A 13,518-nucleotide genomic window follows, 5' to 3' on the forward strand; every position below is an offset into this window, starting at 1 on the left:
CCGTTCAAGACAATAAAACACAAACCGGCACAGTCCAAGCCGTTGGAGAAGGAAAAGTTCTCACCGATGGAAAAATTCGTCCCATCGGCGTCAACATCGGAAGTACCGTTCTTTTTGGTAAATACTCCGGAACCGAAGTCTCTGTTGATGGACAAAATTATGTCATTTTGCGCGAGGATGAAATCCTTGCTGAAGTTTTCGAAGCAAAAACATATTCCACAAAAAATTCTTAATGCTAAAAAATCTAACCAATAAGGATATTGATCCATGGCTAAACACATTTTATTTAACGACAAGGCACGTGCTAAACTTTTAACCGGTGTAAACACCCTTGCAGATACCGTTAAAGTAACCCTTGGGCCCAAAGGGCGACATGTAGCTCTCGAGCGATCTTTTGGTTCTCCCATTATCACCAAAGACGGCGTGAGCGTTGCAAAAGAGATCGAACTTAAAGATAAGTTTGAAAACATGGGCGCACAAATGGTCCGCGAAGTTGCATCAAAAACCGCTGATGTTGCCGGCGACGGAACAACCACCGCAACCATCCTTGCTCAGTCGATTTATCGCGAAGGCCTCAAAAACACCACTGCGGGCGCAAATCCTATGGACATCAAACGCGGAATTGAAAGCGCGGTTGAAAAAGTAGTTGCGGCAATCAAAAGTGCTGCACGACCTGTTTCGAGCAAAGAAGAAATCGCTCAAGTTGCTATCATTTCTGCAAATTCAGACAGCTCCATCGGAAATTTAATTGCCGAAGCGATGGAACGCGTTGGTCGTCATGGCGTTATCACCGTTGAAGAAGCAAAAGGAATGGAAAGTGAACTTGAAGTTGTTGAAGGTATGCAATTTGATCGTGGGTACCTCTCTCCATACTTCATCACCAATTCAGACAAGATGATTGCACAGCTTGATAATGCTTCGATCTTAATTTGTGACAAAAAAATCAACAGCATGAAAGATATGCTTCCGGTCCTTGAACAAGTTTCAAAACAAGGTCGTCCACTCTTTATCATCGCTGAAGACATCGAAGGCGAAGCTCTTGCAACACTGGTTGTAAACAAAATGCGTGGCGTGCTGAACGTCTGTGCAGTGAAAGCTCCAGCATTTGGCGATCGCAGAAAAGCTATGCTTCAGGATATTGCTATTCTGACTGGCGGAACTGTGGTTTCTGACGAGCTTGGACTTAAACTTGAAAACATGAAACTCTCCGATCTTGGATTTGCAAAAAAAATCACTGCAACCAAAGACACCTGTGTAATTGTTGATGGCGCAGGAACCGAAGAAGAAATCGCACAACGCGCAGCACAAATTAATAAAGAAATCGAACTTGCAACCTCCGATTACGACAAAGAAAAACTTCAAGAACGTCTTGCAAAATTATCTGATGGCGTTGCAGTAATTCGCGTTGGCGCTTCAACCGAAACCGAGATGAAAGAAAAGAAAGATCGCGTAGATGACGCACTGCATGCAACGCGCGCAGCAGTCGAAGAAGGAATTGTTGCCGGCGGGGGCGTTGCGCTCATTCGTGCACAAAAAGCTCTTGATGCGCTTTCTCTTTCTGGGGATCAGCAGTTGGGTGTTGCAATTATTCGCAGAGCACTTGAAGAACCTGCACGCATAATCGCAAGCAATGCAGGATTTGATGCCGCAGTCATCGTTGATAAAATCAAAAACACCGAAGGCAACATCGGATTTGATGCAAAAAATGAAATCTTTACCGACATGGTAAAAGCAGGGATTGTTGATCCTGCCAAAGTTACACGCTCAGCACTTCAGAATGCCGCATCGATTGCCGGATTATTACTCACCACAGAAGCGATGGTTTCTGATATCCCAGAAGACAAACCAGCGCAAGACAAAATGCCAGCAGGCATGCCTGGAATGTACTAAGCAAGAGTAATTAACAAAAAACAAAAAGGAGCGAGTTTGAAATTCGCTCCTTTTTGTTTTCAAAAAATGACATCTTTTTTATTCGACGATTGCTGCATCACATTTATTTTTAAAAAACGCTCCTCGCCGACCGGCCAACTCAACAGGATATCGATCAGAATATTTGATCATCAAATAAATCTCTAATTTGCTAGCAGTTGCGGGAAATCTACAAGCCTCAGCGGCCGCAATAAATGCTTGTTCATAAGAAAACTCAAGCGATAATAATCGCATAAAAAAAGCGCCCATTATGTATGCCCTACTAGAAAAAGCATCTTCCTCTTTCCATCCAACAACCACCGGAATACCACACTCGCTTTGTAACCTACAACACAAATCATAGGTTGCATTACCATTCAAAAAAACAAATTCGATTGTTCGATTTTCGCTTTCAACATCACAGGCAAGGCCTCGCCCAACTAAAGCTTTTACAAGCTCCTGGTCAGTTAAAATTTGATCTGGCAAATCATCAAAATGGAAGATAAATCTCCCGTCAGCGTAAGTTGTATTGATAATTAATGCCCGAGGTTTTTTAGCGTCTAGTAACTCTGAAATCCCACAAGATATATCGTATGCAACTTCTTGCACCAACAAATTCGTCCTAAGAAAATTTTCCTGATGCTTGATGTAACTTTCCTTTGAAGGATGTGCAGAGGTCAACAACAATGTCGTTGTTGAAAATATAAACTGAGAAAAAACAACAAAGCTGGCCAAAATAAAAAACTTTTTTTCCATAAAAACCTCTGGGTCTGAAATCAAAAAACAAATCGGCCCAATCATATCGCAACTAAAAATACTCTTCCACTATAAAACAGCATGATAGGCTCAGAACACTCGACACCCAGCCCTAAAAACGTCTTAATTTCTCAATTTTTTTGTTTCAATACGTCACGATTTGCATATTTTTAACAAAAGCAAGCTTAAATTAAACTTTTTCACAGAATCAATCCTGCTTGACATAATAGAAAACCACCGTATCTAAATAAAATTTACAGATTATGGCAAAAGTCAGGATATTATTCGCCGATCTTCGCGATCTATCGGCCTTTTAAAAATTAATTTTGCCATTCCTGTGTACCGTAAAGGAGTCTTAATGATTCATAATTTTCATAAAAAAGCACTTTCTGTGCTCTTACTATCCGCGATACTTATACCTGTTGAGATTTTTTCAATGTTTAGAATGTGCTCGGGTGGCGATATACAAGCCACAGTGTATGTTCCACGCCCTCAAGGAACAACCTCTGTCAACGTAACCACTCATCATCATGCAGCTGGCGATCGAGCACCACGAGCAAGCGCACGAGCAAGCGCAAAAGTTTCTCCATTAGATTTTGAATTTCTTACAACTCCAATCACTTCTCCACGTGGCCTTGCTGGCGCTGGCCGTGCAGGTGGCGCTCACGCAAGTCCTCGCGGAAGAACCACGCAGCGGGCCCCAGTCGCACCTCGCGGATCACCACGCCACCACGTCAGAGTATCACCAGTAATACATTCACCAAGAACTCGCGACGTGAGACATTCCCTTCGTGGGCCACAACAAAGAGTTCGTTTTGATGATACCATCATAGAACTTGATGGCGATTTTCAAAGCCCTACAACAGCAGCTGCTCGACGCGCTCGAGAACGACGACATACCATCGCAGAACAACGCCCACCAAGAGCACCAGCTTCAGGTTTTTCTGTTGGTTCAGCTTTAACTATCACAGATATTGATTCTATTGTTTCTCCAGAAAAATACCCTGGTCGAGTAGTCAGCCCAGAATTTTCACCAAGCGACAGAAGAAGTATCCACAGAGTCTCAAGACACGATCAAGCTAGAGAAGAAGCAGATACATACTCAGATCGCGAACTTTTCGCGCTCTCAAAGAAAACAACGGTTTCTCGCCTCAGAGACAATACACAGCTTTTAGCCTTTGTAAACGAAGAAATAATCTTATGCGATGAAATCTTAGCAACAGAATCCGGAACACTTCGATCCGTGCATGCACGCTCAGATAAACAACAACTTGAGCAAATAATAAAGCCACTCAGAGACGCAAAAATTACTTTTACTCAAGCAAAAAAATATCTCGGTGATTATTATTATGCCGAGCTCATGATGGCTTCACATCAAAGACAAAATCTATCTCTCGCTCAAATGTTGAATTTAGCACGTTACTAAAAAATCAACAAAAAAGAGGTCGGAAATAAAACTCCGACCTCTTTTTTGTTATTTAAACTTTTTATTGCTGAGCGTTTTGTGCTTTGGCATTTGAAGCAATCGCTCGAGCTCGATCCAAGGCTTGCTTTGCTTTTGCAGCAGCATCTTTTGCGGAATTTAATAACGTCAGCGCATTTGCCTTATCAAGGCCGCTGGTATTATCGTATCCCTTTTGAGCAGCATCCTGAACTTGCTGCGCAGCATCATACGATTCCTGCAACTGCTGAATTGCCACAGACGAGCCACCTTGCTGACCTTGTGCGCTCAAACCAAAAGCAACCGTAAACAAAAACATGGTTATAACTTTGAAATTCATACCCTACTCCTTAGAAAAATACCCCAACTTATTCTTTGCCCTCTTCGTCATCTTTTTTCGATTCTTCATCTGAAGATCTCCAAACCCTAATTCTTCGAGCGGGATGTGGCCCAGGAGAAGAACCTTTTTCTGTTTTTCGCTTTAATTGCTCTTCAAGCTCTCTTGCTGAAATATCAACACCAAAAAGAATGGGTCTTCTTCTTAACTCTTCTAATCGCGAGTCTTTTGTTCCATCAACCGTTATTGTGGCAAGACTCAACCCGATCAATAAATACCATTTTTTATTCATCTCATCTTTTCCACAGTTCAAAAATTCAAAATATTATACCCTTGTGCTCAAAATCACACCGCAGGTCACATCCATACTTTTATAATAGAAAACCGCCGAGAAAAAAATCAATAAAAAAGAGAACAAATACTCTGATCAATAAAGCATTTTTACTAAATACATTAAAATGATCGTCTTTATTTTCAGGAGGAAATCAGACCGCTCCCTGAAATATTAAAACTTAAATCGCATCTCAGCTTCGGCACCAACAAACCCAGACGCTTGTCGCAAAAACCTCAAATAAACGTCGTTGCTTACATCGTACTCAAATTGCAGTGCAATAGCCTCTTTTCCCAGTATGTCTTTGTGAAAAAGCGCTCGCAAGTGAGGCCCAAGGTCAACATTCAGCCGCGCCTTGACGGTTTTTTGTGAAGACAAATCATCTTGATACGGCAGCAATTGAATATACTTCAATGAATTAAACAAGGCTTGAAAGAGGTTTTTTTTCTCCCCACTTTCTGGGGCCTGCAGAATTTTATGAATATTTTGCAAAAAAATTCCTGGTAGCTGCTGATTTATATCAGCATGCTCGACACCAGAAAGCATCAGTCCAATTATTTGCTCCTGCGAAAGCGGCGGCGCTGATTCAAAAACAAAGTGAGGACGTTGCAATGTTCCCGTGCCATGAATTGCTATTCGATACTGCTTAATGTTTGTATACGCAAGAAAATCAATGAGGGGATTATCGTTTTGAGCTGGCAGAATATGTATCAACCCTCGCATTATCCGCAAGCTTCTTCCCAAAATATCCAGCTCGCCACCATCCAGCTTGAGCGTTCCTGAAACCTTTGGAATAATACTGCCACCACCTTGGATTCCAATATCAATTTTTGCATCAATATGAATATTTGTACGCAATATGGGAAGATTAACACTCAGCGGCTCTTGAGTCTTAATCGTGATTGCTCCATCAACGCCAAAAAATTCTGATTTTTTAAGCAAGGTTGAATACAATCCACCTTCATTAAGCCCGGAATCATCGGACGGAAGATTGTTAAGATTGGATTTTTTTATAATAAATGATCCATCAACCGAATGCCTTCCTCCGTCAACCCAATCAAATGCGCAATCACCATCAACAATCACGTAAAAATCTTTCCCTCGATTTACCAAAAAGTTTCGCACCCCAAATGGAATATGCGCAAACAACACTCCCCGATCGCCCCAATTCAATAAAATTTCTTTAGAAACCAGAAAACCACACGCACTTTGTAGCTCAATCTCAGAAAAAGTTGCTGCATTCAATAAAAAATCGATATCAAATTGCATTCCTGCAGAAAGAAAGGCATTCGAACTTCCGCCAACACAAAACGATGCATCTTTAACAGTTATTGTCCCGCTGCACCGCTCTGGCATTTTTGATTGATCACAGGCCAACTCCAAATACCCATAATCACCAATAATTTTGCTCTTAAGCTGCAAAGGCAATAATGCCGCAAGCGCTTTTCCTTTGATTTTTCCAGTCAATCGACCTGCTGTTGCGTCATCACTTCGCAAAAAAAGCTCTGCATTATTTTTTTCATCCAAAAGTGCTGCTCGCTTAATTTTAAACCCATCATCACAGTTGGCGGAGCAAAAGGAAACGCGATCATTTATTTTTCCTACAATCGAAAATAAGTCATCGTGATACGAATAAATACCTTTTGCAGCGAGCTGTTTATTTTCGCGCTCACGACCAAACAACGCCTTAACAGAATATCCTCCAAAAACATTTCCCAATAAACCCCGCTTCCCCTTGACGGTAAAATCACCAGGTTCAACCTGCGCTCCAAATGGTAATGTCATTTTCGTTAAATTCTTTAGATCAAAATGCCATTTTTTTTGCCGAACATCACCAGCAGCAGAAAAGGTGATCACCGAGTTGTCCGAATCTTTAAAATCCCCATGCAACGTAAATGCCTTGTCTTCGTGCCGAGCAACTCCAATAAGTTGTTGTTTTTTAGAGCTCTGCATGTGGTGAATAATCCACTGCAAGTTCCCTTTTTTTGAATCTGGCTCGTAAGCACCTCGAAACTTGACCACTACGTCATACCCATGAATTTTGGGCCTCATTCCTGCATATTTTTTATCGATCTTTTCTTCGGGGAAAAGCGCCGCAGCACACGCAACAACATCATCAAGTGGTGCAAGACAGCGATATTTTACCTGTCCCTTGGTATGTTCAATAACCATGCGCGCTGATTCACCTTCTCTTAACGCAATAATTGACGTATCGCCCTTTCCGACGATCTCTCCATAAATTTTACGTACGCCATCAACTCCGGGCACAGTAATCCCAATTTTCCCAATACGAGAAGGATATTTTTTGTTCATGTCTACGGGAAAAAGAAATGTTCCAGAATCCACACATACATTTGTTTTTTCCTCTGCATATTCGTTGCTTGACTCAACCGAAACAGCACCCGAAATGTTTCCTATCGACAAACCATGTAAATCTACGGTACGAAGCAAAATGTGTGCAGATTTTGTACTCAAAAGTTCTTTGAACAAATCAATAACATCAAACACGCCATCTATCCCTCGATGAAGTGGCAGTCGCAGGCCAAAAACAGCTGCTTGGAATACAAATTTCACACAAACGATGCTTTGAAATGGTGCAAAATCAATGCTGCTTTTTTTTGCAAGAAGAACCGGGAATGCCTCGTCTTTTTTTTTTACAACAACATCGCTGAAAATCACTTTTCCCGGAACGAGATGAAAAACCGCGCTAGAAGATTCGAGTTTTGCTTGTGCATCGCGCTCAAACGAATGCACAAGCGAATCGATAACACTGCGCTGAATTGATGGATGATAACTCACCAAAACAAGACTCAAGCAAATAAAAAAAGCTCGAATTGACCATACATACTGAGATGCAAAAGTTGTCATAACACGCAACCCACTCCGCGCACTACAAGTCTGCCACAGAAACGGTCAAAACTTCATCGATGGTCGTTAGCCCTTCACGAATCAACCGCACACCATCGTCAACCAACTGTACCATCCCAAGCTCACTCGCTTTTTTCTTAATAATTCCCGCTTCGGCGTGTTGAGATATCAACTCTGCAAGTTCCTGCCCAACCTCCATGACTTCGAACAATGGAACTCGTCCCTTGTAGCCATTTTTAAAGCAGCGATCACATCCAACGGCGTTATAAAAAGTAATTTCTTTGGCCAGCTGCTCAGAAATTCCGGCACGCGCAAGTTGCGCTTCGCTTGGCTTGTGCACCGCCTTGCAGTCTTCGCACAATCTGCGCACCAACCGCTGCGAAATAACACACGCAAGTGATGATGCCACCAAGAATGGTTCTACGCCCATGTCGATTAACCGTGTAATGGTTCCTGGAGCGCTGCTCGTGTGAATGGTGCTAAAAACCAAATGACCCGTCAATGATGCTTGAGTTGCAATCCGTGCTGTTTCGCCATCTCGAATTTCACCAATCAACAAAACATCTGGATCTTGCCGCAAAATAGATCGTAATGCATTTGCAAAAGTTAACCCAATTTTTTCGTGCACCTGAACCTGGTTAATTCCCGCGATGGTGTATTCGATAGGATCTTCTACGGTGATGATATTCACATCGGGAGAATTGAGTTTTGAAAGCAAAGAATACAATGTTGTTGTTTTACCAGAACCGGTAGGTCCACTCACCAGCACAATCCCATTTGGTCGCTCGATCGCGCGTTGGATAATCGCCAGATTTTCCTTGGAAAGATTTAATGTATCAAGACTAGAAAGCCCCTTGCTTTTGTCCAAGATACGCATTACCACGCGCTCACCAAAATTGCAGGGCAACACAGAAATACGCAGATCAACTGGTCTGTCGGCGACTTTAAGTTGAATACGATTGTCCTGAGGAAGTCGTTTTTCGGCAATGTCCATGTTTGCCATAATTTTTATACGCGAAACAATCGCCGATTGATATCGTTTTGGCGGCATTGTTCGCTGATACATCACCCCGTCAATACGGTATCTGATGCTCAAATCTTTTTCGAAGGGCTCGATATGAATATCAGATGCTCCTTCCTTGACCGCCTGGAAAATAAGATGATTTACCAATTTAACAATCGGCGCGTCATTTGCCATCTCCATGATGTCGCGTTCTTCGATAGCATCAAGATCAAAATCTTCTTCGCTTTCTCCTGCTTTGAGCTCGTCCATCATCTCTGAGCTGGTCTCGAATGGATAAAATTTGTTGATGCTCTCTCGCACAATGTCATCGATCGCCAACACCGGGTCGGCTTCTACAGCAATCAGATACGACAAATCATCAAGTGGTTCAAGGTCCATAGGATCAGACGTTACCAATCGACGCTTACCATCGACCACCACCGGCATAATTAAATGTGTACGCAAAAATTTAAGTGGAATTTTACTCAGCACGCGCGGCTCGACCATTTCTTCGGTAATGGTCTCAAGCGTTTTCATCCCAAAAACACGCGCAAACGACTGCAACAAATCGTTTTTTGCAATCACTTTTTTTTCCAAAAGAACTGTATGTAATCGTTTTTTTTCTTGTACGCACTGCTGCAAAAAAGCATCCAATTGTTGCTCGGTTAACAGCCCCTGAGCAACCAGATCGACACCAATTTTTTCTACCACCATTTTTGCACACCTTATGTTACACCCTCACCTTGCAGGCAAGTGTATCACACGATCACTTATTTTCGGTAAAAAATCATAAACTCGTTAAAATAGAGGCTTACCATACAAGGCGAAAGCCAAAAATTATTGTTTACGATTTTTATAATCAAACAAACAAAACTCAATTCTGACATCAAGAATATCTCGTATCATGCAAATCAGCTTTTTAAAATTACATAAAAACATCGTTTTTTCTTATTTTTATATCAAAACAACAAACTAACCGTCTTTTTTGTACATGAATTACAAAAAGTTACCGTCTTTTTTATACATAAATTGCAAAAAGCAACCGTCTTTTTTATACTTAAACCCTGTTTCTGATCAAATGGGCCAACAAAAATGAAGCGTATCATTGATTATTTTTTAGCAGAATGGAAAAAAGATGAACTCAGAAAACCATTGCTGCTCAGAGGGGCGCGCCAAGTAGGAAAAACCTATGCTGTTCGAGCGCTTGCAAAAAAATTTGACTCTTTTGTTGAAATCAATCTCGAGCAAGATGAAGTTGCACGAAAAATTATTGAACGCGACATGGATGTTCATAGAATCCTCTTGCAACTCTCGACACACCGATCTGTAAAAATTATCCCAGGAAAAACGCTCCTTTTTTTTGATGAAATTCAACAAGTTCCTCAGGCCATTAGTTGCCTTCGCTATTTTTATGAACAAATACCAGATTTACACGTCATCGCAGCTGGGTCGCTATTGGAATTTGCTATTCAGCAGGTAGGAATTCCTGTCGGCAGAGTAAGTTCGCTCTATTTGTATCCAGTTTCATTTTTGGAATTTCTCGCTGCTCAAAAAAAATACCTCTGGATAAAGACCCTGCTTTCACAAACAACAAACGAACCACTTTTTGAAGAGCTGCATACAACCCTCATGAATGAACTCGCATTATTTATTGTTGTTGGCGGAATGCCAGAAGCGATAAATGCCTGGTTTAAGACAACTTCTTTGCAGACGGTGAGCACTATTCACCACTCGCTCTTGGATGCATATCAACAAGATTTTGGTAAGTATGCAAAAAAACACCAAATTAAGTATCTAGAAATTCTTTTCCAGCATGCGATAGGGCAAATCGGAAACAAATTTATGTTTTCACGAGTTGGTGAATACAAAAAGCGAGAGCTTGCTCCCGCGCTTGATTTGCTAGAAAAAGCAGGTCTTATTCACAAAATATTCAAAACTGCAGCGCAAGGACTTCCCCTGGGAGCTCAAGCCGATTTGGATGATTTTAAAATCGCCTTCTTGGATACTGGATTATGCCTGGCAACACTTGGACTTGATATCGCATCATGGATTATCGATCCATCGATTGCGTTTATAAATAACGGCGCCGTGGTAGAATCTTTTGTCGGCCAAGAGCTTCTTGCGTATGCGCCGCCTTCAAGAAAAAAACCTCTTTTTTATTGGCGCAAAGACCAAAAAGGAAGCGATGCCGAAGTTGATTACGTGATTCAACTAAATCAATCGCTTGTTCCTGTTGAAGTAAAATCTGGCACAAGTAAGCGAATAAAAAGCAGTTATTTATTTTTAGAATCGCACCCAGAAGCTCAGTACGCAATTCGCTTTTCGGCTCGCAACTATGAACACGCAAAAGAAATTTTCAGCTTTCCGCTCTACGCGATTGCAAATCCACTTGCGCACGCAGACGCACAGCTGAGTGATGCGATCAAAGCGCTAATGATCGAATAAACATCAAGACGGGATTAATTTTTCGATATTTTTCCAGTTGACGCATTGAACCTTACCAAAATAATGAGCGTCTCCGGAATACACCACATTCATTGTTGCCGAAGGCTCCATTTCAACAAATTTTTCTACATTTTTAAGATCATCCGGATGCAACGTTTTTCCAGATTTTATTTCAACCGCCGCAAGTGCCGTTCGATCTTCGATGATCAAATCAACCTCAACGCCTGAATAATCACGCCAAAACGAAAGTTGCGCCGACAACCCTTTGTTGAGCTTACTTTTCATCAACTCCAGAATGATAAGATTTTCAAAAAGCGCTCCCTTACGGTAATAATTATTCAAAATATCAACCGTCTGCAGACCCAAAAGATATGCCGCAAGGCCAGTATCATAAAAATAAAGTTTGGGCATTTTTATGCGCCGTTTATTTAAATTTTTAAAATAGGTTGGAAGCCTGAAAATCACATAACTTGCTTCAAGAACCGACAGCCACTCTCGCGCAGCAGAAACAGAAATCCCCGCGTCTTGCGCTAGGGATGTGTAATTTATCACTTGACCAACATGGCCTGCACACAGTTGAACAAAATTTTGAAACGCCACAAGATTTCCCACATTCAAAATATTTCTGACATCTCGCTCCACGTATGTTTGAACATACGATGGAAAAAATTCATGCGGGGCAAGATTAAGCATGGTAACTCGCGGATACCCCCCTCTCAGCACAAGCTCTTGCCATTCTTGAGTTGAATTAATTTCTTTAAGGCTCAGCGGCAACAACGTCACAACCCCAACCCGCCCAGCCAAAGACTGCGAACCGGTCTGACTAAGAGCTAAATTTTGCGAACCAGTAACAACAAACCGCCCCGGAGCCTGGTCTTCATCGACTATTTGCTGCAAGTACGACAAAAGATCTGGGGCATTTTGAACCTCATCAAAAATAGCTCCCGATTTGTAACGCTCAAGAAAACTGCGCGGATCAGAAAGCGCCTCTCTACGAATATCGATATTCTCGAGCGAAACATACGGCAACTGAGGAAAAAGCTGACGCGCAAGCGTTGTTTTTCCCGACTGCCGCGGCCCCTGGATACTCACGACCTGAAAAATTTGTGCATAGCGCAAAACAACTTTGGCAATCTCGCGAACAATCATTTTTTACACCTTCGTGAAAATTCGTTTTTTATAAAGTCAATTTTTCACAACGCGCTTAAAAAGTCAACACAGAGCCAGTTTGCGCGCACAAGAAGAGTTGCAAAAAGCACCCAAACCTCAAAATTGTACCAATCAGCAGAATGAATTTGAGAAGCTATCAAGAGTATTTTTATCTAAAATCGGATGATAACAAATGACTACAAACACTACTTGGGCTGTTATAAATTTGGAAAAACCAACACTTCAAAGGAAATTGACATGAAAAACAATCATTCTTTGCTCCTTTTTTTTATTTTTTTTGTTACAACTTTTTCATGTTTTGGCGGACTAGAAGAAGACATCAATGGATTAAACGAAAGAGAAATTGCAGAACTAAATGCCCGACTTAGCACTCCCGTCGATCGATTTAAACCAGCGATCAGTCGTACAGCAGGATCGCCTAAAGTTGATGCGATTTTGGAAACATACAAACACCGTGGACCCACTGCTATTTGGAACGCTATAGACCAACGACGAGGGCAAACGCCTCGTCGACCTACTGCAGAAGTGCCATCGCGAGTCTACGCTAAACCACCAACAAAACCACGAGAGTATGTGATTTCATCATTAAGAACCCCCCCTCCGCCACCTCCGTCAAGTCGATCTAGGGTTGATGCATCGATTGCAGCAACATCACTCCCTTCTCCCGGAAGTATTGCGGCCAGAATTCCGGGTTATCAATCAAGTGGCCCTACGGCAGAACAATTACAAGAAATCTATGAAAAGCAACTAAGAGCCGCTGCAGCTGACGAAGAACAACGACAACGAGCCGCTGCAGCTGAAGAACAACGAAGAACCCTTGCCCTGGCTGAAAAACAACGAAGAGCCGAGGCGGAAGCAGCGGCTAATCAAGAACGCCAACTTGAAGCCGAACGTGCTCGCCAGTTAGCCCTGGCTCAAACTGCAGATGCGCAGCGCGCACTTGCAGACTCCAAGCGCAGAGCCGACGAACTTGAACTCGCAAAAAGAGACGCTGAAGCAGAAGCCTCCCGTGCCCGTCGCGCAGCTCAAGAATCTGCAGAAAGGCTGAAACAAGCCCGAGCTGAAAATGCAGAGCTCCAAAGCCAGCTACGTGGCACATCACGCAGCTCGGACGAAGAAAAAAGAGCGTTAGAACAACAACTTCAAGCTCAAACCGATCAAGTGGCTCGCCTGCAAGCCCAGGCAGTCCAAGCACAAGCAGACGCACAAAGAGCTCAAGAAAGGGCACGTCGCACCTCCGCAGAAGCAGCGAGAAATAC

At 42.3% G+C, this 13,518-nt stretch carries 11 protein-coding genes; 5 read left to right on the forward strand and 6 right to left on the reverse strand.

All coding sequences use genetic code 11. The features are described from left to right. Together FJ366_03825 and groL are read left to right on the forward strand one after the other, a co-directional pair. Positions 1-233: hypothetical protein (locus FJ366_03825; protein ID MBM3894694.1), on the forward strand; the 233-nt coding region annotated here is incomplete at its 5' end. A gap of 34 nt (positions 234-267) precedes the next feature. Beyond that, positions 268-1,890, forward strand: a complete 1,623-nt coding sequence (gene groL, locus FJ366_03830; protein MBM3894695.1) for a chaperonin GroEL — start codon at positions 268-270, stop codon at positions 1,888-1,890. A gap of 78 nt (positions 1,891-1,968) precedes the next feature. Here groL and FJ366_03835 read toward each other — a convergent pair whose 3' ends face one another. Beyond that, positions 1,969-2,664, reverse strand: coding sequence for a hypothetical protein (locus FJ366_03835; GenBank protein MBM3894696.1), 696 nt, complete (start codon positions 2,662-2,664; stop codon positions 1,969-1,971). A gap of 358 nt (positions 2,665-3,022) precedes the next feature. Between FJ366_03835 and FJ366_03840 the strand changes: the two genes are divergently transcribed. Further along, entirely contained in the window at positions 3,023-4,090 is a 1,068-nt protein-coding gene (locus tag FJ366_03840; GenBank protein ID MBM3894697.1) for a hypothetical protein, read from the forward strand. A 61-nt stretch (positions 4,091-4,151) separates the two neighbouring features. Here FJ366_03840 and FJ366_03845 read toward each other — a convergent pair whose 3' ends face one another. From FJ366_03845 to gspE, 4 genes are all read right to left on the reverse strand, one after another. Then, positions 4,152-4,445 carry a hypothetical protein gene (locus tag FJ366_03845; GenBank protein ID MBM3894698.1) on the reverse strand — a complete coding sequence of 98 codons (294 nt, stop codon included), beginning with the start codon at positions 4,443-4,445 and terminating at the stop codon, positions 4,152-4,154. A 28-nt stretch (positions 4,446-4,473) separates the two neighbouring features. Then, positions 4,474-4,734: a hypothetical protein gene (locus FJ366_03850; protein MBM3894699.1), complete on the reverse strand. Its 261-nt coding sequence runs from the start codon at positions 4,732-4,734 to the stop codon at positions 4,474-4,476. Positions 4,735-4,947: 213 nt separating this feature from the next. Next, entirely contained in the window at positions 4,948-7,641 is a 2,694-nt protein-coding gene (locus FJ366_03855; protein MBM3894700.1) for a hypothetical protein, read from the reverse strand. 22 nt (positions 7,642-7,663) lie between these two features. Further along, positions 7,664-9,358 carry a type II secretion system protein GspE gene (gene gspE, locus FJ366_03860; protein MBM3894701.1) on the reverse strand — a complete coding sequence of 565 codons (1,695 nt, stop codon included), beginning with the start codon at positions 9,356-9,358 and terminating at the stop codon, positions 7,664-7,666. Positions 9,359-9,736: 378 nt separating this feature from the next. Between gspE and FJ366_03865 the strand changes: the two genes are divergently transcribed. Next, positions 9,737-11,089 carry an ATP-binding protein gene (locus FJ366_03865; GenBank protein ID MBM3894702.1) on the forward strand — a complete coding sequence of 451 codons (1,353 nt, stop codon included), beginning with the start codon at positions 9,737-9,739 and terminating at the stop codon, positions 11,087-11,089. Between the two features lie 3 nt (positions 11,090-11,092). Here FJ366_03865 and FJ366_03870 read toward each other — a convergent pair whose 3' ends face one another. After that, complete coding sequence (locus tag FJ366_03870; GenBank protein ID MBM3894703.1) at positions 11,093-12,238, reverse strand: ATP-binding protein; 1,146 nt, start codon at positions 12,236-12,238, stop codon at positions 11,093-11,095. A 258-nt stretch (positions 12,239-12,496) separates the two neighbouring features. Here FJ366_03870 and FJ366_03875 point away from each other — a divergent pair. Next, positions 12,497-13,518 (forward strand): hypothetical protein (locus tag FJ366_03875; GenBank protein ID MBM3894704.1); only part of this gene is annotated, 1,022 nt, incomplete at its 3' end.

The sequence above is a fragment of the Candidatus Dependentiae bacterium genome, from assembly GCA_016871815.1.
Lineage (GTDB): Bacteria > Babelota > Babeliae > Babelales.

What these genes read in the sequence shown, in the direction of transcription:
- FJ366_03840 (MBM3894697.1), top strand. Translation starts at nt 3,023, where the DNA reads ATGATTCATAATTTTCATAAAAAAGCACTTTCTGTGCTCTTACTATCC.
- gspE (MBM3894701.1), bottom strand. Translation starts at nt 9,358, where the DNA reads ATGGTGGTAGAAAAAATTGGTGTCGATCTGGTTGCTCAGGGGCTGTTA.
- FJ366_03870 (MBM3894703.1), bottom strand. Translation starts at nt 12,238, where the DNA reads ATGATTGTTCGCGAGATTGCCAAAGTTGTTTTGCGCTATGCACAAATT.
- groL (MBM3894695.1), top strand. Translation starts at nt 268, where the DNA reads ATGGCTAAACACATTTTATTTAACGACAAGGCACGTGCTAAACTTTTA.
- FJ366_03865 (MBM3894702.1), top strand. Translation starts at nt 9,737, where the DNA reads ATGAAGCGTATCATTGATTATTTTTTAGCAGAATGGAAAAAAGATGAA.
- FJ366_03835 (MBM3894696.1), bottom strand. Translation starts at nt 2,664, where the DNA reads ATGGAAAAAAAGTTTTTTATTTTGGCCAGCTTTGTTGTTTTTTCTCAG.
- FJ366_03855 (MBM3894700.1), bottom strand. Translation starts at nt 7,641, where the DNA reads ATGACAACTTTTGCATCTCAGTATGTATGGTCAATTCGAGCTTTTTTT.
- FJ366_03850 (MBM3894699.1), bottom strand. Translation starts at nt 4,734, where the DNA reads ATGAATAAAAAATGGTATTTATTGATCGGGTTGAGTCTTGCCACAATA.
- FJ366_03845 (MBM3894698.1), bottom strand. Translation starts at nt 4,445, where the DNA reads ATGAATTTCAAAGTTATAACCATGTTTTTGTTTACGGTTGCTTTTGGT.